Source organism: Nocardia asiatica NBRC 100129, from assembly GCF_000308415.1.
GTDB lineage: Bacteria > Actinomycetota > Actinomycetes > Mycobacteriales > Mycobacteriaceae > Nocardia > Nocardia asiatica.
Map to the genome: position 1 here is coordinate 1 of NZ_BAFS01000209.1, position 20,682 is coordinate 20,682.

The window sequence follows — 20,682 nt, forward strand, 5'->3', positions numbered from 1 at the left end:
CGGCCTTCGCGGCCGTCGCGCTCGGCGCAGCGGTGTCCGCAGTCTTGGCAATGCGCGCGAAAGAAGTCGCCGTGCGCGGTCTCCCGATAGGAGCGAGCCGATGACCGAACTGCTGTTCGACCTCACCTTCTGGTTCGCCGCGCCGTTCTGGGCACTGATGATCCTGGCGCCGACGTGGCGGCGGACCGCCTCGATCGTCGCGTCACCGCTCATCTGCCTGCCGCCCCTGCTCGTCTACGCGGTAGTGATCGCACCCGAGATCGGCCCGTTCGCCGCCGCGCTCGTCGACCCGGAACTGTCCGGGCTGCGATCAGTGCTCGGCCAGGAGTCCGGGGCCGCGGCCGCGTGGGCCCACTTCGTGGCCTTCGACCTGTTCCTCGGCCGCTGGATCTTCCAGGACGGTCGTGCGCGCGGCCGCTCGCCACTGCTGATCAGCCCGCTGCTGCTGCTCACCATCCTGTTCGCGCCGATCGGCGTCCTGCTCTACCTGCTCATCCGGCTCACCCCGAAACCGGCGCCCGACCGGGCTCTCGCCATGGAGGCATGATGGAAACCCTCGTCGTTCTGCTCACCACCCTGTTGCTGCTGCGCACGGCAGGCGCCCTCGGCGCGCGCCGGTTCGGCGACTGGCCGACCTGCGGCGCCTACGCCCTCGGCGTGATGCTGATCATGACCGGCACCACGCATTTCCTCCCCGAGGCGTTCGCCGGCTCCCCCGCCCCGACCCATGCCGATTTCCTCCCGATGGTGCCGCCGTTCGTCCCGTTCCCCGGCCTGATGATCTACCTGACCGGGGTGCTGGAACTGCTCGGCGCGGTAGGCCTGTTCCTCGCCAGGACACGCCGGCCCGCGGGGCTGGGGCTGGCCGCCCTGTTCGTGGCGATGCTGCCCGCCAATATCCATGTGGCCGTATCCGGCATTCCGTTCAACGGCGCACCCGCGACACCCCTGTGGATACGCATCCCGGAACAGGCGCTGTACATAGGCATCGCCTTGTGGGCAGCGGGTGTCCTGCGGTTCCCGCGACAAGACCGAAGCCGTCAGGCCGGTAGCGCCGCGAGCCATCGGATGGCCTGATCGACGGCCATTCCATACGGTATGGTATGTTCGGGTGCGGCTGAGGAGGTCGGATGGGCAAGCGGGATTGGCTCGACGCCGGATTGGCGGTGCTGGCCGAGGACGGGGCACGGGCGCTCACCGTGGAGCGGTTGTGCGCCGACCTCGGCCTGACGAAAGGGTCGTTCTATCACCATTTCCGAGGCATGGCCGGTTACCAGGCCGACCTGCTCGACCACTTCGAGACCGAGTACACCGGTCGCTACATCACCGAAACCGAGCGGCACGACGCCCCGGCGGCCGACAAGCTGGCCCGGCTGGCGGATCTCGTACTCGCCGCCCAGGACGCGGACAACGCGGTAGAGATCGCCCTGCGCGCCTGGGCGATGCAGGACCCGCAGGTCTACCGAGTCCAGCAGCGTGTGGACCGCAGACGAGTCGAGTATCTCGAGTCCCTGTTGGGCGACATCGCCGCAGACGGCTCCGAGATCCGGCCTCTGGCGCGCCTGCTCTATCTCGCGCTGGTGGGCGCGCAGCAGGTCGTTCCCCCGCTGCCCGCCGCGGAGATCGCCGACCTCTACGCCTTGGTGCTGCGCCTGGCGATCCGGAAGGAGAACTGATGCCCGCGCTCGGCCCCTGGGTACCGCGCCTGATCTTCGCGACGGCGGCAATTCATTTCGGCTACGCGTTCATCCAGCCCAACGACTGGTCCGGCATCGCCGCCGGAGGATTCCTGGCGACCGCCTCCGACACCAGCGATCCCAGCTACTTCGCCCGCGACGCGAGCGTGTGGTTCATGATGTGCGGCATCGCGCTGCTGTCCATCGGCGCCCTCACCCGCAACGCGCTCACTGCCACCGGACGCGTTCCTGCGCACGTCGGCTGGTGCCTGATCGCGATCGGAATCCCTTTGACCGTCATCTATTTCCCGGTCACCGGTGGCTGGCTGATGCTCGCGATCGGAGCGGTGGCACTGGCCGCGGCCTACCGCCCAGGTCCAGCCTGGCCGGTGACGGCGCACCGGCGCGGACCCGCGCCGCACTGAAAATTATTGCTTGCGAGAGCATTTCACGCTGGCAATGATCGGAATCGCGTCAGTGGCCCGAGTACGGCGACCCGGGTGGGTACAACGGAATCGTGAGTGCTTCCAAGTATTTCGGTTCGCTCGTCAGTGCGCTGGCGACCGCTGTGGCGGTATCCGTCCTCTCCGTTCATCCTGCCCAAGCCGAATCCGCCCGGTCGCGCGTGGTCGCGGAAGTTCCGCTCGGTGGCTCGGCGTCCCAGATCGACGTCTACTCGCCGTCCATGGACCGGGTGGTCACCAATCGGGTGATCCGCGCGGCGGGCGGCGGGCCCGCGCCCACGCTGTATCTGCTCACCGGAATCGGCGGTGGGGTAGACGGGATCTCGTGGTGGGACGACACCGACGTCCGCGAGTTCTTCGCCGGCAAGCACGTCAACGTGGTGATGCCGGTAGGCGGCGCCTACAGCCTGTACACCGACTGGCTCGCCGACGATCCTGCGGTCGGACGCAATCGCTGGCAGACCTACCTCACGCGGGAGCTTCCGGTGGCGCTCGACACCGAACTCGGCGCGACCGGACGCAACGCGATCGCCGGAGTGTCGATGAGCGCGGCCTCCGCGATCGACCTCGCGATCCAGGCGCCCGAGGTGTACAGCGCGGTGGCGGCCTACAGCGGCTGCCCCTGGGCGGCGGACGCGGCCGGCGCGGCGATGGTCTCCGCGCAGGTCATCCGCGGCGGGGGCAACCCGGCCAACCTGTGGGGCTCGCCCGGCGACGCGATCTGGCGGGCACACGACGCGTTCGCCAACGCGACCGCGCTGGCCGGCAAGACCATCTACTTGTCGGCCGCGACCGGCACTCCGGGCCCGATCGACCGAGGTGGTCTGCCCTTCCCGCCGCTCGAGGCGATCGCGAGTTCCTGCACAGCGGCTTTCGCCGATCGCCTGGAACAGCTCGGGCTGCCAGCGATTCATGTCAACCGCCCGGAGGGCTCGCATACGTGGGGGCAGTTCGAGACCGACCTGCACGATTCCTGGCCCCACCTGGCCCGCGCGCTCGGCGCCTGACCGAACTATCTCGCCTCCTCGGCCAAGGCACTCGGTTCGGCCTCGGCGGCGGTCTCGGTAGACGGAACGCGCAGCACCAGGACCGTGAGAAGGCAGCCGAGCAGTGCCAGCGTGGCCGCGGCGGCGAAGCCCGCGCGGATCCCGTCCGCCGAAGAGCCGCCCGCTTTTTCGGCCACCGTCTGCGCGAGCAGGAGCACGGCCGTGACGCCGATCCCGGAGCCGACCCGCTGCGCGGTGTTGACAACGCCCGCGGCGATGCCGCGATCCGCCTCGTCCACCGCCGTGACGGCAGGCACGGTGACGCCCACGAACGCGGCCGGTAGCCCCAGGCCGAGAACGATCGCCCCCGGCAGCACATCGATGAGATATGAGGCCTGCTCGGGTAACCGGGCGAACCAGGCCAATGCCGCCGTCTGCAGCGCCATACCGGCGGTCAGCACACCGCGGGGGCCGATCTTCGCCAGCGCGAACGGGATGAGCGTACGGGAGACGACGATATTGACCACCGCGACCGGCAACACCGCCAGTCCCGACAACGTCGGACTGTAGCCCTGGATGTTCTGCAGATACAGGGCGAGCAGGGCGAACGCGGGCACGTGCGCCGCGCCGACGAGCGCGTTCACCGCCGAGGAACCACTCACCTGGCGAATCGCGAACAGCCGCAACGGCATCAGCGGGTGCGGGCTGCGCAGTTCGATGACCAAGAAGCCCGCGAAGAGGGCGGCGCCGAGGGCGAGCAGTGCCGAGGCCAGTGTCCGGGTGCCCGGATCGCCCCACGCGCCGATCGAGTAACCGATGATCAGCAGCGCGCCGGTTCCGGTGAGCGCACCGGGGACATCGAGCCTTCCCGCCGCGGCCGTGCTCGTGGAGTCCGAAGGCAGAGCGCGCAGCAGTGCCAGCGCGAGCAGCCCGACGGGCAGATTGATCAGGAAGATCGACGGCCAGCCGAAACCGTCGGTCAGCGGACCGCCCACCGCGGTGCCGATCGCCGCACCGGCGGCGCCCATCGCGCTCCACACTCCGAATGCCCGGCGTCGCGCGGCGGGATCGGTGAACGCGGTGGTCAGCAGCGCCAGTTGCGCCGGAATCACCACGGCCGCGCCGATGCCCTGCGCGGCCCGCGCGGCGATCAGCAGCCACGCCGTGCCCGCCAAGCCGGCCAGGGCGGATGCCACGGTGAAGACCGCCAGACCCACGCCGAACATGCGGCGCGGCCCGTACAGGTCCGCCGCGCGCCCGCCCAGCAGCATGAACCCGCCGAAGGCGAGCAGATAGGCATTCGTCACCCAGCCCAGCCCGGCGGCGCCCAAGTCGAAGTGGTTGCCGATCTCCGGCAGCGCCACGTTCAGCACCGTGGTGTCCAGGAAGATCACCAACTCGACCACGGTGAGCAACAGCAGCCGCAAGCGCCCTATCCCGCCCATCACACACACCTTTCACTAGAGCATCGGTATAGCGAGATAATTCACTAGAGCACCGCTTTAGTCAAGTAGAATGCCGTCCATGTCGAAGAACACCGGAGTGCGCGCGGCCCGAACCTCGGCCAACCGGGCTCGCATGCTGAGCGCGGCGCGGGAACTGTTCACCACCCGCGGCTACACCGCGACCACCATGAAGGCCATCGCCGATGTAGCCGGAATGGCCGTGCAGACCCTGTACTTCACCTTCGCCACCAAGCGCGCGATCCTGGCGGAGCTGCTCGACGTGGAAATCGCCGGCGACACCGAGCCCGTCGCCACGCTGGACCGGCCGTGGTTCGCCGAGGCCGTGGCCGCACCTCCGCTGGAGCAGATCCGGCTCCAGGTGGCGGCCGCCGGGGCGATCCTCGCTCGGGTCACTCCCCTGCTGGAAGCCGTCCGCTCGGCCGCGGCGACCGATACGGAATTGGCCGAACTGTGGCAGACCAATATCGCCCAGCGCCATACCGTGCAGCACCGCCTCGCCGCGGCGCTGGCCGCCAAATCCCCACTGCGCGAAGGAATCGACGCCGAGCGCGCCGCCGACATCGCCTTGGTCGTCCTCGCACCCGAGACCTATCACCTGCTCGTCCACCACCAGGGCTGGACCAGCCAGGATTGGGAGAAATGGGCCGTCGACGCCCTGGTCCGTCAGTTACTGCCCTGATCGACGAGCGGTCGCTTCGGATCGGGCCACTCCAGGAGCCGGGATCGCCGCATCCGCGACGCGAGGACGAGCGCCGAGCCGAGAGCGACGAGAAGCGCTGCCACAGCGAAGGTTCCGTGCGCGCCTCGCGCGACCTGCTCCGGCGCGGCGGTGGTGACATCGCCGGAGCCCGCCGCGATGGCGAAGACAGCACCCATGACCGATGCGCCGGTGATGAGACCCAGATTCCGGGCGAGATTCAGCATGCCGGAGACCACACCGCGTTGGTGCGGGGCGACGTCTTTCATTACGGCCGTGTTGTTGGCCGCTTGGAACAGCGCGTAGCCGGAAGTCGTGATCACCAATGGCAGCACGTATCCGATGGCCCCGATGGACGCGGGCAGCACCGCGAGCGTGGCGGAGCCGCCGATGACGCCGCCGAGCCCGACGACGACCATGGTCGCGGCGCCGAAGCGATCGGCGGCACGGCCCGCGGGCACACCGGTGAGCGCGGACACGACCGGGCCCGCCGACATCACCGGTCCGACGAGGGCGGGATCGAGGTGCAGGGCACGGGACAGGTGGAAGGGTCCCACGACGAGCGTGGTCATCACGACCATCGAGACCAGCGCACTGGTGGTCAGACCGGCGGCCAGGACGGGATCGCGCAACATCGCGAGGGTGAGCAGCGGCGCGGACACGCGGCGCTCCACTAGGACGAACAGTCCCAGGCACACCGCCGAAGCGCCGAGCAATCCGATGCCGAGCGGGCCGAACGACGTCCCCTCGATCGTCATGGCCAGCGCGTAGCCGCCCAGGGTGACGGCCAACAACACCGTGCCGAGAACGTCGAAACGCGCACGTGCCGCATCGGTCGCGGGGACGGAAACCGGCAGCACCCGGGTCGACAGCGCGAGTGCGAGCAGCCCGAGCGGCACGACGACGAGGAAGATGGCCCGCCAGCCGAATGCCGTGATGAGGATTCCGCCGAGGGAGGGCCCCAGCGCGGTGCCCACCGCCGACATCGTCCCGAGCATGCCCATGGCGCTGCCGGTGCGCTCCATCGGAACGATTTCCCCGACGAAGGCCATGGTCAGCGCCATCATGCACGCCGCGCCCGCGCCCTGCAGGCCGCGCGCGGCGAGTGATCGAGCGCGAGCTGCCCCCGGACATCGCGAGCACGCCGCTGTTCACCGACCGCTTCATCGGGGTGGTGCGCGGCGAGCATCCGCTCGCCACAGGGGTCGTCACGACGGCCCGCTATGCCTCCGCACGGCACGTGCACATCTCCCGGCGGGGATTGCGCGAGGGCCTGGTCGACGAGGCTCTGCACCCCACCGGCCATCGACGCGACATCGTGACGGTCGTGGACGGCTTCGGCGCCGCACTGGCGCTGGCACGAGCCTCGGACCTGGGCCGTAGTCGATCGCTCCCGGAAACGGCGATACCCGGGTGCCGCAGCTCGCCGCCTCGAGCTCACTGCATCCCCGACAAGCCATAGCCGTCCGACGTTCACACCCCCGAGGTCTCCTCGAACGCTTGCGGCAGCGATGCCCGATAGATGCGCAGCTTGCGAGCGCGGAGGATCGCCTACTCGGCCGACCACCCGCAGCGTCGCTTCCCTGCCGCCCGTTGAGCATCGACTCGTTCTCCCAAAACTAGCAGCGCAAGTTTCGCTCCACAGTGCGACTAGCGGCGCAAGTTCTTGTCGGCCGCCTGCGAGAATGCGGAAGACCGAAAAGGAGACGCCCATGGCCCGACCGCGGCGGCCGCTACTGACCCGCGACCGCATCATCGAGACCGCGCTCGCCCTCGTCGACGCCGAGGGACTCGCCGCCGTCTCCACGCGGCGGCTGGCCACCGAACTCGGGGTGCAGGGACCGTCGCTGTACAACCATGTGCGCACCAAGGACGACCTCATCGATGCCGTGGTCGACGCGGTACTCGGCGAGGTCGACATCTCGATGTTCGACGGACTCTCGGCCCGGAACCCGAACTGGCGCTCAGCACTGAGCGCTTGGGCACGCTCGTACCGGACCGCGATGGCCGCGCACCCGCACATCGTCCCCGCACTGGCCGGCGGCCCCCGCCACCGGCCCAACGCGCTGCGCATGGCCGACGCCGTCTTCGGCGGCCTCGTCGCGGCGGGCTGGCCGCGCCGCGAGGCCACGACGGTCGGGACCACCATGCGGTACTTCCTCACCGGAGCGTCGCTGGGCTCGTTCGCCGCAGGCTTCCCCGCCGACGCCGCAGTGTACGCCGACGCCTACCCGCATCTGAACGAGGCGCATCTGCTGGCCGAGCGGCAGCAACGGCTCGATCGGGACGCCTTCGAAGTAGGTCTGGAATCGCTGCTCGACGGACTGGAGAGCCGTTACCGGCTACTCGCCGGTGGCGGGTAACTCGATCGCCGCGAAATGCGGCGTCGCGAGGCGCGAACGGTCTGGAAACGCTGTGCGTCGGCGGCGGTCAGGGGAACGCGGCCATCTTCGAACGCTCGACCGCTCGTCCAGGAGACAGTCGGCCGGGCTGGGCTACCGGTCGAACTCGGCGCTCGATCGGCTGTCGCCGGGTCCGGACCGAACGTGCCCGGCACCGGTCAGCCGACACTGACCGTCCACACACGAACGCCGCAATCGGCCTCGGGAGACGGTCTGCATCAAGCCGATCGCCCAGCACGTCGGGCACCCGCGCAGCGCGAGCAGGCCCGCCGGTGCGAGCAGCAGGCTGTACGCGCCGAGCACAGGCAGCAGCGCGATCGCGCCGATCAGCGCACCGAAGCCGACGACGCCGCGGATCAGGTGCCGGGGCACCGAGGCGCTGGCGAAGTCGCGATCGTCAGTCATCACGTTCGTTCCTCTCCGAAGCCGGGTGCGGTGGGTTGCGCAGCTGGTGCTGGACCGCCGCCCGGGCGCGGTGCAGCCGTGACTTCATCGCCGCCAGGCTGAGACCGAGCCTGCCCGCGACCATCCGGCCGCTGTATCCCTGTACGTCGCGCATGATCAGCACTCGCCGCTGGTCGGCGGGCAGCGCGGCGATCGCCGCCGCCACCCGGCCCGCTTCCAGCCGCAGCACGGCCTCGTCCTCCGCCGACGCCACGGCGGAATCCGGCATCGGTTCGGGTCGCCGTGTCATCGTTCGCCACTGCCGCAGACACTCGTTGCGGACGATGCGGAACATCCACGACGCCAGCGCGCCGGAGGCCCGCAACGTCCCGATCTTGCGATAGAGGATGATCAGCGCTTCCTGTGCCGCGTCCTCCGCGTCTTCGGCGGAGGCGCACAGTGTGTGAGCGAACCGCCGCACGTGCGGGTAGGAGCCCGAGACCAGGGCGGTGATCGCCGCGGCGTCGCCTTCTCGCGCGGCGGTGACCAATCGCTCGTCGGGCCAGGTCCGGTCAGTCACGGGAGCGGCTCCGGCGACGCAGCAGCGTCACGCTACACCAGCAGACCAGCACGGCGGCGACAGCGACGGCGGCAATGATCACAACGACCTCCTCGATAGGTGCCGACCCGGTTACCGGCACGACTATGAGAGGACCGAACGTCACAGAAGGATTCACATCGATCACCGGACCGTCTGCGCCATGCGGAATCCGGGCAAGTGGTCCCACTGACCGACGCGAGTCCGCACAGCTCGAGGGCGTGGCCGCGACGGCCCCGGCTCACCCTCGAACGCTCACCGCGCTGCGCAGCCGGCGCGCCGCGGAGATCCGCCGCCCGATCACGCCCTGCCTGGGCGCGAACAGGTACACGGCCGTGAAGGCCAGCCCTTGGACGACCACGACCATGCCGCCGGGAGCCGTGTCGAGGTGGTAGCTCAGATACAAGCCCGTCACCGCGCAGGTCACCGACACGACGGGGGCGATGACCAGCATTCGGCCGAACCGGTCGGTGAGCAGGTAGGCCGTCGCGCCCGGGATGATCAGCATCGCGACCACGAGGACGACGCCCACCGCTTGCAGGGCGACTACGGCGGTGAGGGCCAGCAGGCCCAGCAATGCCGTGCCGAGCAACCGGGGACTGAGACCGATCGCGTGCGCGTGGGTGGGGTCGAAGGCGTAGAGGGTGAAGTCGCGGCGCTTGAGGACGAGCGCGGCGAGGGTGATCGCGGCCAGGATCACGACCTGGACCAGTTCGCCTCGGCTGACGCCCAGCAGGTTGCCGAAGACGATGTGGTTGAGGTCGGTCTGGCTGGGCGTCACCGAGACGAGCACCAGGCCGAAGGCGAACAACGTCGTGAAGACGATGCCGATGGCCGCGTCCTCCTTGATCCGGCTGGTGTCGCGGACCACGCCGATCAGCGCCACCGCCAGGAACCCGAACACGATCGCGCCCACCGCGAACGGCAGCCCGACGATGTAGGCCAGCACCACACCGGGCAGCACCGCGTGCGAGACGGCGTCGCCCATCAGCGACCACCCGATCAGCACCAGCCAGCAGGACAGCACCGCGCACACCAGTGCCGCGGTCACTGTGGTGGCCAGCGCGCGCACCATGAACTCGTAACGCAGCGGGTCGACGAAGATCTCGGTCAGGCTCATGCTTTCGTCCCACACTCGGCCGGGGTTCACACCCGGTTCATCACGTCCAGGCCGAATGCCCTGGCCAGGTTCTCCGGCCGCAGCACCGTATCGGGATCGCCTTGGGCCAGCACCGTTCGCATCAGCAACACCGCCTCGTCGGCCAGGCCGGGCAAGGCGTGCAGATCGTGCGTCGACACCAGGATCGTGGCGCCGTCGCCGGCGAGTTCGCGCAGCAGAGCGGTGATCGTGGCCTCCGACCGCTTGTCGACGCCCGCGAACGGCTCGTCGAGCAGCAGAACCGTGGCGCCCTGCGCCAGCCCGCGCGCGACGAAGGCGCGCTTGCGCTGCCCGCCGGACAACTGGCCGATCTGCCGGTCGGCCAGGTCGGTCAGTTCCACGCGTGCCAAGGCGTGCGCGACGGCGTCGCGATCGGCCCTGCGCGCGCGACGGGTGAAGCCGAGTCGGCCGTATCGGCCGGTCATCACCACGTCGCGCACCGAAAGCGGGAAGCTCCAGTCGACGTCCTCGCTCTGCGGGACATAGCCGAGGATGCCCGCCTTGCGTGCCGCCGACGGCGCGCCGCCGTTGATCCGCACCGTGCCGCGCTCGGGCCGGGCCAGACCCATGATCGTCTTGAACAACGTCGACTTGCCGGAGCCGTTCATCCCGATGAGTCCGCACACCCGCCCCGGGTGCACGGTCAGATCGACGTCCTCGAGCGCAGGCGTCTCGGCGTAGGCGACGGTGACCCCGCGCACTTCGATCGCGGGCGCGTTCACGGCCTGCGACCCGTCAGCGCGTTGCCGATCGTCTGCGCGTCGTGCCGGAGCAGGGCCAGGTAGGTCGGCACCGGTCCGTCGGCCTCCGACAGCGAATCGACGTACAGCACGCCGCCGAACGCCGCGCCGGTGGCCTCGACCACCTGGCGCATCGGCGCGTCCGACACCGTCGACTCGCAGAACACCGCGGGCACCCGCTGTTGCCGCACGAAGTCGATGGCCGAGGCGATCTGCTGCGGCGTGGCCTGCTGCTCGGCGTTCACCGCCCAGATGTACTTCTCGGTGAGGCCTGCGTCGCGGGCCAGGTAGGAGAAGGCGCCCTCGCAGGTCACCAAGGCGCGCTCGTTCGGCGGCAGTGCGTGCAAGGTGCGGGTCAGCTCGTCCTGCACCTGGCGCAGTTCGGTCTTGTACCGCTCCCCGTTGGCACGGAAGTCGGCCGCGTGGTCGGGTGCGAGATCGCTGAACGCGCGGACCATGTTGTCCACGTAGATCTGCGCGTTCTGCGGCGACATCCACGCGTGCGGGTTCGGTTTGCCCTGGTAGGCGTCCTCGCGGATCGGCATGGGGGCCACACCCTCGCTCACCACGACGTGCGGTACCCGCACGTCGGAGACGAACTGGGCGAACCACGCCTCCAGGTTCAGGCCGTTGTCCACGATCAGATCGGCCTTGGCCGCTTTCTTGATGTCGCCGGGCGTCGGCTCGTAGCCGTGGATCTCCGCTCCGGCTTTCGTGATCGACTCCACGGCCAGATGCTCACCGGCCACGTTCCTGGCGATGTCCGCCAGCACGGTGAACGTGGTGAGCACCACCGGGCGATCGTGCGATCCGGCCCCGCTTCCGGCGCAGGCGGTGAGCGCGCAGGCCAGCGCGGACACGACGATTGCCGCCGCCCATCGACGTGGAGACAGGGCGAGCGAACGGTGGAGCCGAACCTTCATACATGGAGATGATAATGTTCGCCTATCCGAACTTTCAAGTTCGAGTCATTGAAATAGGGGGTCGTCAGACGCGGCCCCGACACGGCGGCGCGCCCTACGGCAGCGGCAATGGCGGCGACTCGGGGAACACCACCGGCAGAGCGGTCAGCGCTCGATGGAACGGACCTGGACGCCAACTCAGCTCGTCGGCCGGTACCGCGAGGCGCAGTTCCGGCAGGGCGTCGAGCAGCTGATCGATGGCGTCCTGGGCGATCAGGTAGGCCAGCGAACTCGCCGGACACACGTGCGGCCCGCCACCGAAGGCCAGATGGGCGCGATTGCCCGCGTACCGCTCGGCGCTGATCGCGGGATCGGTGTTGCAGGCGGCGATGCTGATCACCACCGGCTGATGGGCGGGCAACCAGACGTCATCGATCAGGATCGGCTGCTTCGGGAAGCTGAAGCAGAAATTCGCCATCGGCGGATCGTTGAACAGCACCTCGTCCAGCGCGTCCCGGGTGGACAGGCTCCCGCCCAGCACACTGCCGCCGAACCGCTCGTCGGTGAGGATCAGCAACAGGGTGTTGACGATCAGATTCTGCTGCGGCTCGATTCCCGCGCCGTACAGCGTGCCCAGCTGGTGCACCATCTCGGTGTCGCTGAGCCCGGCCGGATGCGCGAGCATCCGGCTCGCGATGTCCTCGCCCGGTTCGGCTCGCTTCAGCAGTGTCAGCTCGCCCAGCGAATCGATGAGCAGCTTGTTCCCACGTTCGGCATCGACACCCTCGAAGATCGCGGCCATGCCGGTCGCGGCGCGCTGCGCGATCTCCGCCGGACAACCCAGCAAGGCGTTGAGCACCGCGAACGCCAGCGGAAACGCGTACTGACGCACCACATCCGCGGACCCGTCGGAGCAGAACGAGTTGATCAGCGGCACCGCCAGCCGCGCCACCGTGTCGCGCAGGCGGTAGAGATCCACCTTCTCCAGGCCCGCGACGTTGGCTTGCCGATAGCGGGCATGCTCGGCTCCGGCATTGCGCAACGCGTTCGGTCGCCACTGCATCATCGGCAGCACCGGGCAGTCGGCGGCGATGTTCTGCTGCCACGTGCGCGGATCGGCCGGAAAGTGCTCGGGATCGTTCACGATCCGCACGGCGGTGTGGTAGCCGATCACCAGGGTGGCCGGTACGCCGGGCGCGAGTTCCACCGGCGCCAGTGATCCGTACCGGTCCCGCATCCGCCGATAGGCGCTGTGCGGGTCCGCCGCGAATTCCGTTGCGAACAGCGGAATCCGCGGTCCGGCGGTGTCGATCGGCGAACCGTGCGGTGCACGGCTGTGCGCGGAGGACGGGGACGTCGTCATCGGAGCGGCTCCAGGCAGTCGGCAACAAGCTCCGTGAGCCTAGGCAGCTTGCCGACCGCGCGTACCGGAAACGACGGGAGATGCCCTGGAAACCGGTATTCGCTATAGAATTGCCGAAGATTCGCGTAGTCCTGATCGAAGGTTGTCCGCACCCGCTGGGTCGAGGTGCGCCGATCGAGCGCAGGTCGCGCGGCGGCCGTGCGCGGTACTGCGACACGAGGACGGCACGCTATGACAGACGTCGACTTTTGCGTAATCGGCGGGGGATTCGCGGGATTGACGGCGGCGCTGCGACTGAAACAAATGGGTCGCTCCGTCGCACTGCTGGAAGCCCGGGACCGGGTCGGCGGCCGCACGTTCACCGAAGTGCGCGACGACGGATCGTGGATCGATCGCGGCGGCGCCTGGATCGGCCCGGGTCAGGACCGCATCCAGGCACTGATGACCGAATTCGGGGTACGGAGTTACAAGCAGTACACCGACGGCGAAGCCATGATGGTGGTCGACGGCAAGCAGCACCGTTACACGGGCACTATCCCGTGGACCATGAGCCCATGGGCGGCGATGAACCTCGGCGCGGTGTTCCTGGAGTTGGGGCACATGTGCAAGTCGGTCCCCTTGGAAGCGCCGTGGGCGGCGAAGAAGGCCGACAAGTGGGATCAGGTCAGTCTGGCGCACTGGCTGGAAAGCAATATCCTCTCCAAGCCGGCGCACGATTTGCTCGAGACCGCCATTGCCGGTTGCTACACTTCCGCGGCTTCGGAGGTCTCGCTGCTTTTCGTGTTGTACCAAATGGCGTCCGGTGGCGGCCCGAGCTTCGTTCTGGGCATCAAAGACGCAGCCCAGGACTCCCGGCCGGTCGGGGGTATGGGCGCGATCTACCGGCCGATGGCGGCCGAACTGGGCGATTCGATCCACCTCGCGCAGCCGGTCCGGTGCATCCATCAGGACGCCGACGGGGTGCGGGTCCGCACAGCCGATCTGACGGTGCGCGCCCGGCGCGCGATAGTCACGGTTCCCCTGGCCATCGCCGACAAGATCTCCTACCAGCCGATGTTGCCCGTCGATCGCTCGTTCCTGCATCAGCGGATGCCGAGCGGGTCGGTCATCAAGATCTCCGTCGTCTACGACGAGCCGTTCTGGCGCGGCGACGGGCTGTCGGGCCAGTCGGCCGCCCCCGGTTCCCCGGCCACGATCACCATCGACGCGTGCACGGATACCGGGCGTCCGGGCGTGCTGTGCGTGATCATCGAGGGACCGATAGCGCGCCGAGTAGGCCGGCTCGACGCCGCGGAGCGCAGAGAAATGGTTCTCGGCGCACTCGTCGAGCGGTTCGGCCGGAAGGCAGGCTCACCCGTCGAGTTCATCGAGCAGAACTGGAGCGCCGAGCGTTACTCCGGCGGCGGGATGCTCAGCCACGCGCCGACCGGGGTGCTCACCCAATTCGGCCACGCGCTGCGCGAGCCGTGCGGCCGCGTCCACTGGGCAGGCACCGAGAGCTCCGCGGTGATGTGCGGCTGGATCGATGGGGCCATCCGCTCGGGCGAACGAGCGGCCAGCGAAGTGCTGGAGCACGAGACCGCCGTGGTGGGCTGAGCACGCGCCGGCCGACCCTACATCTTCGCGCTGCGAGCCATGACGAAGCTGTAGAGCCCATAGGTGATGATCCCCAGCCCGGCGACGAGCAGCAGTGCCACGCCGAAGGGTTGCGCGCCGAGCGTCTTCAAGGCGCCGTCGAGTCCCGCGGACTTGTTCGGATCGGATCGCGTCGCGGCCAGGATCACCAGCAGCCCGACCGCGGCGATCGCCAGCCCCTTCGCGAGATACCCGACGGTGCCCAGGCGCCGTACGAAAGCGCTCGGGCTCCCGTGCAGGTCATCGAGGAAGCTCTGGCTCGCTCCCTTGTACATGTGGTAGCCGCCGACCGCGATGATGATCAGCCCGCCCACCACGAGGGCGATCGTGCCCGCGGTGTTCTGCATCAGGCGTGCGGTGAGCCCGACGCTCTGGCTGCTGCTCGACTGTCCGCTGCCCTGCGCGAATCGGAAAGCGGAGAAAGCCAACGCGAGATAGACCGCGAACAGCGAGAACGCTTTGACGCGGTCGAAAGCTTCGGACTTCTTGCTGTCGGAATACGGTTTGGACGAGCTGCCCAGCACCGCCTCCACCAGCCGCCACAGCGCCAACAGCAGGAACGCGACCACGCCCAGCCAGAGCGTGACGGCACCGCCCGGCTTGTCGGCCAGTTCCGCCATGGCGCCGGATTGATCGGCGCTGCCCCCGCCACCGAGGGCGAGGCGGATGGCGATGTAGCCGACGAGCAGATGCACGATGCCGGACATGACGAAACCCGCGCGGGCGAGTCGCTCGAAGGCACCGTTCTGGGCGATCCGTCCGGCGGTGTCGGAAAGGTTCGTGTGAGCCATGCTGCATCTCCATACGGGTACTGCGGCCCGGGGCCGCTCGCAGAACATCGACCGGATACCCACGTCCGCCGGAAAAGCACGCGCCTTTTGAGTCCGATGGCCTCGGCTCGGGCGTCGCGCGCCCTCAGCAGGCACAACAGCGGGCAGCGGGCATTCGCGCCGGTTTTCTGCGAGGGTGGTCATGTGGAGGTACTGAGCAGACACCATGTGACCGTGACCGGTAGAACCGGTGCCCCGGTGGTGGTGCTCGCCCACGGCTTCGGATGCGACCAACACATGTGGCGCCTGGTGGTGCCCGCCCTGGAACGGGATTTCACCGTCGTGCTGTTCGATCACGTGGGCGCGGGCCGCTCGGACCTGTCGGCGTGGAGTCCGCAGCGGCACTCCAGCATGAACGGCTACGTCGAGGATGTGCTGGCGGTCCTTCGTGAATTGGAGCTGGGACCGGTGGTCTTCGTCGGGCATTCGGTCAGCGCGACCATGGGTGTGCTCGCCGCCGCGCGCGAGCCCGCCGCCTTCGCCGGGCTGGTGCTGCTGGCTCCCTCGCCGTGCTTCATCGACGATCCGTCCACCGGATACCGGGGCGGGTTCAGCGCCGCCGACATCGAGGAACTCCTCGAGGCGCTCGATGCGAACTATCTGGGCTGGTCGGGTGCGATTGCGCCGGTCATCATGGGCAACCCGGACCGTCCGGAGCTGGCCGAGGAGCTCACCAACAGCTTCTGCCGCACCGACCCGGAGATCGCGCGGGTCTTCGCACGCGTCACGTTCCTCTCCGACAACCGCGCCGACCTGGGCGCGGTGGGCGTGCCCACGCTCGTTCTGCAGTGCTCCGACGACGCCATCGCCCCGCTCGAGGTCGGAGCCTTCGTCCACGAACGGATTCCCGGCAGCAAACTGGTCACCCTCACGGCTACCGGCCACTGCCCCCAGCTCAGCTCTCCGGCGGAGACCGCCGCCGCCATCGCCGCCTTCGCCAGCGAAACCGGATGACGAGCGCGGCGGGCGACGGCGAAGCCGGCAGCGGCCCAGTCGCCGGGCCGGACGACCACGCGGCCTTCGCCGCCCTGCTCGAGGACAGCGTCGAGGACCTGTACGAGAACGCGCCCTGCGGATACCTCTCCACCTCGCTGGACGGCCGCATCGCCAAGGTGAACGCCACCCTGCTCGACTGGCTCGGCTACCAGCGCGAAGAGCTGGTCGGCCGCAAACATTTCTCGGAACTGCTCTCCGTGGGCGGCCGCCTCTATCACGAGACCCACTTCGCTCCCCTGCTCCGTATGCAGGGCGAAGTCCGCGGCATCGCCCTGGAAATGAAGACCACCGACGGTCGCCGGCTACCCGTCCTGGTGACCTCCCTCGTCAAAACCGGCAGCCAGGGCCAACCACTGCTGATCCGCACCACGGTCTTCGACGCCCGTGAACGCCGCGCCTACGAGACCGAGCTGCTACGGGCACGGCGGGAAGCCGAGCAGGAACGCGAGCGCCTGCAACGCCTGAACGCCACGCTGCAGACCACGCTGCTGCCGCCCGAACTCCCCGAGGTTCCCGGCCTCGAGGTCGCCGCGCACTACCACATCGCCTCGGCCGACGAGGTCGGCGGCGACTTCTACGATCTGTTCCCCATCACCGGCGACACGTGGGGGATGTTCCTGGGCGACGTCTGCGGCAAAGGCGCTCCCGCCGCGGTACTCACTTCGCTGGCCCGCTACACATTGCGTACGGCCACCGCCTACACCCGCGATCCGGCCGCCGTGCTCGACGCGCTCAACACCACTCTCACCGAGCGTTGTCACGGCCACAACCCACGGTTCTGCACGATCATCTTCGGACTGATCACACCCACTCCAGAACGCGGCGGCTGTGACATCGTCCTGGCCGGAGGCGGCCACCCGCCGGCCCTGCTCGCCCATCCCGACGGCAACCTCGAGGAGATGCACACTCGTGGTGGTCAGCTCATCGGGGCGATCCCGCACGCCCGAATCGTCACCAGAAGCTTCCGGTTGGAGGCCGGGGACACCCTGCTCCTCTACACCGACGGACTCACCGAGGCGCGCACCACCGCGAACGGCGGTCGCTACGGCGACCGAGCCCTCCTCGACTTCGTCCGCGCCCTGGCGCCGGCCACCGCCGCCCACACCATCGAAGCTCTCCGAGAACTGCTCGACTCCTTCGAATCCGGCCTGGAAGACGACACGGCCATCCTCGCCGTCCATGCGCTGCCGCCGACCGGCACCACACGCTGAGCACCCGACTCAGGCGCCGGAGGCTCTGTCGCCCCGCTGCGGCGCGTCGAGCGCGTGATGCCGGACGGACGCATACCGACGAGCTACCGATGCTCGGCCACATCGAGGAAGCTACGTTGCTTCGCAGCACCGAAGTCGTACTACCACTTGACATTCCGACAACCCGCAAAGGACGGTTGAACGCTGATGGGGAACAGTGGTTTCGTCGGGCGTGCGGCGGCCGAGATGCGACGAAGATGGCAACGGTGGTCGCGATTGCGCCGCGCCAACATGATCGGTTTGCTGGTCGCGGTGGTGCTGCTCACTCCGGTAGTCGCTGTGGCGGCCTTGCGGCTCGAATACACGGGTGAGCCCTCCGCCGATGCCCGCACGCGGAACCGGGATGCGGTCTGGCTGGGCCACGCCTGGGTGGACGGTCGCAAAACCGAAACCGATATCGACCAGCTGGCAGCCTTGGTAACCGACACCGGCATCAAGGATCTGTTCGTGCACACCGGGCCGCTGGAACACGACGGCACGCTGCGACGCGAATTGTCCCCGCGGGCAGACTGGTTCGTCGACGCGGTGCATCGTAAGTTGCCTCAGGTTCGAGTGCAGTCATGGCTGGGCGATGTGGTCCGACCCGAATTCGACGGATTGGACGTGGAAGATCCCGCTACCCGGGAGCGGATCCTCGCCTCCGCGGCACAGGTGCTCGACCTCGGTTTCGATGGCATCCATTTCGATCTGGAACCGATTCGCTCCGGTTCTCCGGGTTTTCTCGCGCTGCTCGACCGAACCCATACCGCGACGTCTGCACGACAAGTGCTGCTGTCGGTGTCAGCCCCGCAGATCGATCCCTTACCCGGGCTGCATGCGGTGGGCGTCGCACTCTTCGACCACGGAAAGTGGTGGTCGCAACAGTATTTCGCCGATGTGGCGCGTCGGGTGGATCAAGTCGCGCTGATGTCGTACGACACCGCGATGCCGACGAAAGCTCTCTACGGCGGATACGTCGCCCACCAAACAGCTCTCGCCTTGGCCGCCACCGCGACCGATGTCGACCTGTTGATGGGCGCGCCCGCCTTCTGGGCCGACGACCCGGGCCACCACGGTTCGGCGGAGACGGTCGCTGCGGCGATCCGCGGCATCCGCCTCGGACTCGATCGCCGATCACCGGGGCGGCAAGCATTCGGCGTGGGCGCTGTACGTCGACTTCGCCGCGACCCCCGCGGACTGGGCAGCCTATCGACGGGACTGGGGCAGTGCACCCTCCCACGGACCCGAAAAGCCCCTCGAGGGCCGATAGCCGAGTCTGCGCAGCGCCACCGCACCACGATCCGAACGGTCATCCGGGTGGACGAAGCGACCTGATCGATACAAGGCGGATCAGCCCGGACTCGCCACCGGAACCAAGCGAGGGTGAGGAATGCGGCTGGATTCGAAGCAAATCCTCCGGATCGAATCCCGGCAGCTCCGGACGGTCCTGTCCGATTCGCTGCGGCGAGTCCCCCTATCGGTCAGCATCGGCGAAGGGTCGGCACAGATGGGATAGCATATAGACAAGCTTCTTGCCTATAGTGGTGGGCAGCTGGCGATTCCAGCGGTCATTGCGGAGGAGATGGTCGTGTTTAAATACAAGGGCCTTGTCGGCCATGCGGCACCGGCCACGGCGGTGTGTCCCCATCGGCCTGGTGAACGATCGGCAGGCTCAGCCGCGATGCATGCGGTTATCGGCGCGGCCCCCATCGGTGGGTTCTCAGCGAAGCTCTCCGGTGAGCCAGGAACTCGAAGCGACTTGATCGGCATCGCGCATCGCAGCGAATCGGCGAACTGGGCGGCCTCGGCACCGGCTGGCGCCGGATATGATCGCCATCGCACAGATGGGATCGACGGCCGTGGCTGACGAAGCGACATCTTTCCCCAGGTATATAACTCACGATATCGAGCTTCCTCTGCATCTCCCGGTCGGCGAGTACTCGGAATTTTTGAGATGCGCCATCAAGACCGGCGAGTTGGCGATCGACAGGCTAGCGGACCTGCTGCGTCCGGGCACTCCGGACGATCCCTCCCGGGCAGTGTTCGTGCAGCGGCACGAGGTGCGGTTGGACAGGCTGGAGGAGATCAGTGGAAATTTTCTCCTCCACCACAGATATATGAATGCGGTCAAAAGGACGGAGGTCGTAAGGGAGTTGATCGCCAATTCCTCCGAGGCCGTGCGCGATGCCAAAGGTGAGGTTTCGACCATCCTCAGCCAGTCGCTTGGGCGCATCGAGGACTCCGTTCGGTCCCTCAACGAGAAGTTGGACTCTGCGTCCGTCGGCGCTGGAAACAGCATTCCGCTCCAGACCCAGGCAGACCTGGTCGAGGCTATAGACAGGACCCTCGGAACTGCGGTGGACGAGGTTCGCGGCGCCGCGGATAAGATACGTGAAGTGGTGCGTGATATCGACTGGCACAGTTCTCGAGTGGACGACAGCTAGGTGTCTGGACATCAATCGCGGTGTGTGGCCGGACCAGTTCAGCCCTGTCTGTCCACCAGGATGGTCAGGGTGCGATGCAGCTCGGTCATCCGCTCTGGGCCGAGAACGCTCTCCCACTCTCGTTCCAGTGCTCGCATGCTGCGGTGGAGCACGCGGGTGGCCATGCGGCCGCGTGGCGTGAGGCAGACCAGCTTGGCGCGGCGGTCGCCGGGGTCGTCGATGCGGGTGAGGTAGCCTGCGCGTTCGAGTGTTCCAACGACCTGTGCGGCGGCTTGACGCGTTACTCCGAGCTTGGCCGCCAGATCCGACGCCCGCACACCGCCACCCAACAGGAGAGGGAGCAACTGTAGGGCGTGCCGTGGGAGTAGATCGGGCATGCCGTTGTCTGCGAACGCTTCAGACAGTTTCAGGCTGTTCAAACGGGCAAGGCGGTAAACCAAGCCTGGGGGCGCGGCCGGGGGAGGCATGGTGGGGGGTTCGCTCACCCTGCGTATTCTGCCACTTGCAATATGACAGGTACCTTGCATAATAGTCGGGCGGCGACCAGGATGAATCCGTGACTCTACAGTCGCGCTGTTCCGCGCTCCTCCGCAGGCCCCAATGGATGGTCGATCATGCATTTACGAGGTATTCACTCGAAAGTTCTGCGGAACCGCGCACCAGGGTGCTGACCGTGGCCGTGCGATCGCCCTCAACTCGCCGGTGTCGATC

The 20,682-nt window shown here is 68.1% G+C and carries 23 protein-coding genes; 13 read left to right on the forward strand and 10 right to left on the reverse strand.

What is annotated here, in order from left to right; translation table 11 throughout:
• The first annotated feature begins 100 nt into the window (after positions 1-100).
• The 5 genes from ON27_RS20010 to ON27_RS20030 all read left to right on the forward strand — a co-directional run bounded on the left by ON27_RS20010 (position 101) and on the right by ON27_RS20030 (position 3,147).
• Entirely contained in the window at positions 101-547 is a 447-nt protein-coding gene (locus ON27_RS20010; RefSeq protein ID WP_043729740.1) for an ABA4-like family protein, read from the forward strand.
• Positions 547-1,077, forward strand: coding sequence for a DoxX family protein (locus tag ON27_RS20015; protein ID WP_043729742.1), 531 nt, complete (start codon positions 547-549; stop codon positions 1,075-1,077). Before ON27_RS20010 ends, ON27_RS20015 begins: the two co-directional genes overlap by 1 nt.
• Before the next feature lie 53 nt (positions 1,078-1,130).
• Positions 1,131-1,676, forward strand: coding sequence for a TetR/AcrR family transcriptional regulator (locus ON27_RS20020; RefSeq protein ID WP_043729745.1), 546 nt, complete (start codon positions 1,131-1,133; stop codon positions 1,674-1,676).
• A complete protein-coding gene (locus ON27_RS20025; protein WP_051046789.1) occupies positions 1,676-2,101 on the forward strand; it encodes a DUF6463 family protein in 426 nt (141 codons plus the stop codon). The genes ON27_RS20020 and ON27_RS20025 overlap by 1 nt, the downstream gene beginning before the upstream one ends.
• Before the next feature lie 92 nt (positions 2,102-2,193).
• Positions 2,194-3,147, forward strand: a complete 954-nt coding sequence (locus ON27_RS20030) for an alpha/beta hydrolase (RefSeq protein WP_043729748.1) — start codon at positions 2,194-2,196, stop codon at positions 3,145-3,147.
• 5 nt (positions 3,148-3,152) lie between these two features.
• Here ON27_RS20030 and ON27_RS20035 read toward each other — a convergent pair whose 3' ends face one another.
• Entirely contained in the window at positions 3,153-4,571 is a 1,419-nt protein-coding gene (locus ON27_RS20035) for an MFS transporter (RefSeq protein ID WP_051046790.1), read from the reverse strand.
• A 79-nt stretch (positions 4,572-4,650) separates the two neighbouring features.
• Here ON27_RS20035 and ON27_RS20040 point away from each other — a divergent pair, with 79 nt between their 5' ends.
• Positions 4,651-5,271 carry a TetR/AcrR family transcriptional regulator gene (locus ON27_RS20040; RefSeq protein ID WP_043729759.1) on the forward strand — a complete coding sequence of 207 codons (621 nt, stop codon included), beginning with the start codon at positions 4,651-4,653 and terminating at the stop codon, positions 5,269-5,271.
• Here the strand turns inward: ON27_RS20040 and ON27_RS20045 are convergent.
• The gene (locus ON27_RS20045) at positions 5,256-6,353 is read right to left on the reverse strand and encodes an MFS transporter (RefSeq protein ID WP_245560020.1); all 1,098 of its coding nucleotides are present in this window, start codon (positions 6,351-6,353) and stop codon (positions 5,256-5,258) included. The two genes, ON27_RS20040 and ON27_RS20045, sit on opposite strands and share 16 nt — an antisense overlap.
• Positions 6,354-6,394: 41 nt before the next feature.
• Between ON27_RS20045 and ON27_RS20050 the strand changes: the two genes are divergently transcribed.
• Both ON27_RS20050 and ON27_RS20055 read left to right on the forward strand, forming a co-directional pair.
• Positions 6,395-6,751 (forward strand): LysR substrate-binding domain-containing protein, encoded by a 357-nt coding sequence (locus tag ON27_RS20050; protein WP_043729762.1) that lies wholly within the window; start codon positions 6,395-6,397, stop codon positions 6,749-6,751.
• Positions 6,752-7,001: 250 nt separating this feature from the next.
• Positions 7,002-7,652: a TetR/AcrR family transcriptional regulator gene (locus tag ON27_RS20055; RefSeq protein ID WP_043729765.1), complete on the forward strand. Its 651-nt coding sequence runs from the start codon at positions 7,002-7,004 to the stop codon at positions 7,650-7,652.
• Positions 7,653-7,784: 132 nt separating this feature from the next.
• On the opposite strand, the gene ON27_RS20060 is transcribed toward ON27_RS20055, so the two are convergent.
• The 6 genes from ON27_RS20060 to ON27_RS20085 all read right to left on the reverse strand — a co-directional run bounded on the left by ON27_RS20060 (position 7,785) and on the right by ON27_RS20085 (position 12,837).
• Positions 7,785-8,096 (reverse strand): hypothetical protein, encoded by a 312-nt coding sequence (locus ON27_RS20060; RefSeq protein WP_043729767.1) that lies wholly within the window; start codon positions 8,094-8,096, stop codon positions 7,785-7,787.
• Positions 8,089-8,655: an RNA polymerase sigma factor gene (locus ON27_RS20065; protein WP_043729773.1), complete on the reverse strand. Its 567-nt coding sequence runs from the start codon at positions 8,653-8,655 to the stop codon at positions 8,089-8,091. The genes ON27_RS20060 and ON27_RS20065 overlap by 8 nt, the downstream gene beginning before the upstream one ends.
• A 259-nt stretch (positions 8,656-8,914) precedes the next feature.
• Complete coding sequence (locus tag ON27_RS20070) at positions 8,915-9,793, reverse strand: metal ABC transporter permease (RefSeq protein ID WP_043729982.1); 879 nt, start codon at positions 9,791-9,793, stop codon at positions 8,915-8,917.
• Positions 9,794-9,819: 26 nt separating this feature from the next.
• Positions 9,820-10,554 carry a metal ABC transporter ATP-binding protein gene (locus tag ON27_RS20075; protein WP_043729780.1) on the reverse strand — a complete coding sequence of 245 codons (735 nt, stop codon included), beginning with the start codon at positions 10,552-10,554 and terminating at the stop codon, positions 9,820-9,822.
• Complete coding sequence (locus ON27_RS20080) at positions 10,551-11,495, reverse strand: metal ABC transporter substrate-binding protein (protein WP_083887680.1); 945 nt, start codon at positions 11,493-11,495, stop codon at positions 10,551-10,553. The genes ON27_RS20075 and ON27_RS20080 overlap by 4 nt, the downstream gene beginning before the upstream one ends.
• Positions 11,496-11,589: 94 nt before the next feature.
• Positions 11,590-12,837: a cytochrome P450 gene (locus ON27_RS20085; protein ID WP_043729783.1), complete on the reverse strand. Its 1,248-nt coding sequence runs from the start codon at positions 12,835-12,837 to the stop codon at positions 11,590-11,592.
• 231 nt (positions 12,838-13,068) lie between these two features.
• Between ON27_RS20085 and ON27_RS20090 the strand changes: the two genes are divergently transcribed.
• The gene (locus ON27_RS20090; RefSeq protein ID WP_043729785.1) at positions 13,069-14,433 is read left to right on the forward strand and encodes a flavin monoamine oxidase family protein; all 1,365 of its coding nucleotides are present in this window, start codon (positions 13,069-13,071) and stop codon (positions 14,431-14,433) included.
• Between the two features lie 17 nt (positions 14,434-14,450).
• On the opposite strand, the gene ON27_RS20095 is transcribed toward ON27_RS20090, so the two are convergent.
• Positions 14,451-15,263: a DUF1206 domain-containing protein gene (locus ON27_RS20095; protein ID WP_043729788.1), complete on the reverse strand. Its 813-nt coding sequence runs from the start codon at positions 15,261-15,263 to the stop codon at positions 14,451-14,453.
• A 183-nt stretch (positions 15,264-15,446) separates the two neighbouring features.
• On the opposite strand from ON27_RS20095, the gene ON27_RS20100 reads away from it, so the two are divergent.
• From ON27_RS20100 to ON27_RS20115, 4 genes are all read left to right on the forward strand, one after another.
• Positions 15,447-16,256 carry an alpha/beta fold hydrolase gene (locus ON27_RS20100; protein ID WP_043729790.1) on the forward strand — a complete coding sequence of 270 codons (810 nt, stop codon included), beginning with the start codon at positions 15,447-15,449 and terminating at the stop codon, positions 16,254-16,256.
• A complete protein-coding gene (locus ON27_RS20105; protein WP_043729792.1) occupies positions 16,253-17,509 on the forward strand; it encodes a PP2C family protein-serine/threonine phosphatase in 1,257 nt (418 codons plus the stop codon). The genes ON27_RS20100 and ON27_RS20105 overlap by 4 nt, the downstream gene beginning before the upstream one ends.
• Before the next feature lie 186 nt (positions 17,510-17,695).
• Positions 17,696-18,862 (forward strand): glycoside hydrolase family 18 protein, encoded by a 1,167-nt coding sequence (locus ON27_RS20110; RefSeq protein WP_245560021.1) that lies wholly within the window; start codon positions 17,696-17,698, stop codon positions 18,860-18,862.
• Between the two features lie 491 nt (positions 18,863-19,353).
• Positions 19,354-19,971 (forward strand): hypothetical protein, encoded by a 618-nt coding sequence (locus ON27_RS20115; protein WP_043729795.1) that lies wholly within the window; start codon positions 19,354-19,356, stop codon positions 19,969-19,971.
• 38 nt (positions 19,972-20,009) lie between these two features.
• Here the strand turns inward: ON27_RS20115 and ON27_RS45595 are convergent, their stop codons facing one another.
• Positions 20,010-20,591, reverse strand: a complete 582-nt coding sequence (locus ON27_RS45595) for a MarR family winged helix-turn-helix transcriptional regulator (RefSeq protein ID WP_306306954.1) — start codon at positions 20,589-20,591, stop codon at positions 20,010-20,012.
• Between the last annotated feature and the right edge of the window lie 91 nt (positions 20,592-20,682).

Excerpts from the sequence above, each read along its gene's own strand:
- ON27_RS20010 (WP_043729740.1), top strand. The coding sequence starts at position 101 with ATGACCGAACTGCTGTTCGACCTCACCTTCTGGTTCGCCGCGCCGTTC.
- ON27_RS20015 (WP_043729742.1), top strand. The coding sequence starts at position 547 with ATGGAAACCCTCGTCGTTCTGCTCACCACCCTGTTGCTGCTGCGCACG.
- ON27_RS20020 (WP_043729745.1), top strand. The coding sequence starts at position 1,131 with ATGGGCAAGCGGGATTGGCTCGACGCCGGATTGGCGGTGCTGGCCGAG.
- ON27_RS20025 (WP_051046789.1), top strand. The coding sequence starts at position 1,676 with ATGCCCGCGCTCGGCCCCTGGGTACCGCGCCTGATCTTCGCGACGGCG.
- ON27_RS20035 (WP_051046790.1), bottom strand. The coding sequence starts at position 4,571 with ATGGGCGGGATAGGGCGCTTGCGGCTGCTGTTGCTCACCGTGGTCGAG.
- ON27_RS20040 (WP_043729759.1), top strand. The coding sequence starts at position 4,651 with ATGTCGAAGAACACCGGAGTGCGCGCGGCCCGAACCTCGGCCAACCGG.
- ON27_RS20045 (WP_245560020.1), bottom strand. The coding sequence starts at position 6,353 with ATGGCGCTGACCATGGCCTTCGTCGGGGAAATCGTTCCGATGGAGCGC.
- ON27_RS20055 (WP_043729765.1), top strand. The coding sequence starts at position 7,002 with ATGGCCCGACCGCGGCGGCCGCTACTGACCCGCGACCGCATCATCGAG.
- ON27_RS20060 (WP_043729767.1), bottom strand. The coding sequence starts at position 8,096 with ATGACTGACGATCGCGACTTCGCCAGCGCCTCGGTGCCCCGGCACCTG.
- ON27_RS20070 (WP_043729982.1), bottom strand. The coding sequence starts at position 9,793 with ATGAGCCTGACCGAGATCTTCGTCGACCCGCTGCGTTACGAGTTCATG.
- ON27_RS20080 (WP_083887680.1), bottom strand. The coding sequence starts at position 11,495 with ATGAAGGTTCGGCTCCACCGTTCGCTCGCCCTGTCTCCACGTCGATGG.
- ON27_RS20085 (WP_043729783.1), bottom strand. The coding sequence starts at position 12,837 with ATGACGACGTCCCCGTCCTCCGCGCACAGCCGTGCACCGCACGGTTCG.
- ON27_RS20090 (WP_043729785.1), top strand. The coding sequence starts at position 13,069 with ATGACAGACGTCGACTTTTGCGTAATCGGCGGGGGATTCGCGGGATTG.
- ON27_RS20095 (WP_043729788.1), bottom strand. The coding sequence starts at position 15,263 with ATGGCTCACACGAACCTTTCCGACACCGCCGGACGGATCGCCCAGAAC.
- ON27_RS20105 (WP_043729792.1), top strand. The coding sequence starts at position 16,253 with ATGACGAGCGCGGCGGGCGACGGCGAAGCCGGCAGCGGCCCAGTCGCC.
- ON27_RS20110 (WP_245560021.1), top strand. The coding sequence starts at position 17,696 with ATGGGGAACAGTGGTTTCGTCGGGCGTGCGGCGGCCGAGATGCGACGA.
- ON27_RS20115 (WP_043729795.1), top strand. The coding sequence starts at position 19,354 with ATGATCGCCATCGCACAGATGGGATCGACGGCCGTGGCTGACGAAGCG.
- ON27_RS45595 (WP_306306954.1), bottom strand. The coding sequence starts at position 20,591 with ATGCATGATCGACCATCCATTGGGGCCTGCGGAGGAGCGCGGAACAGC.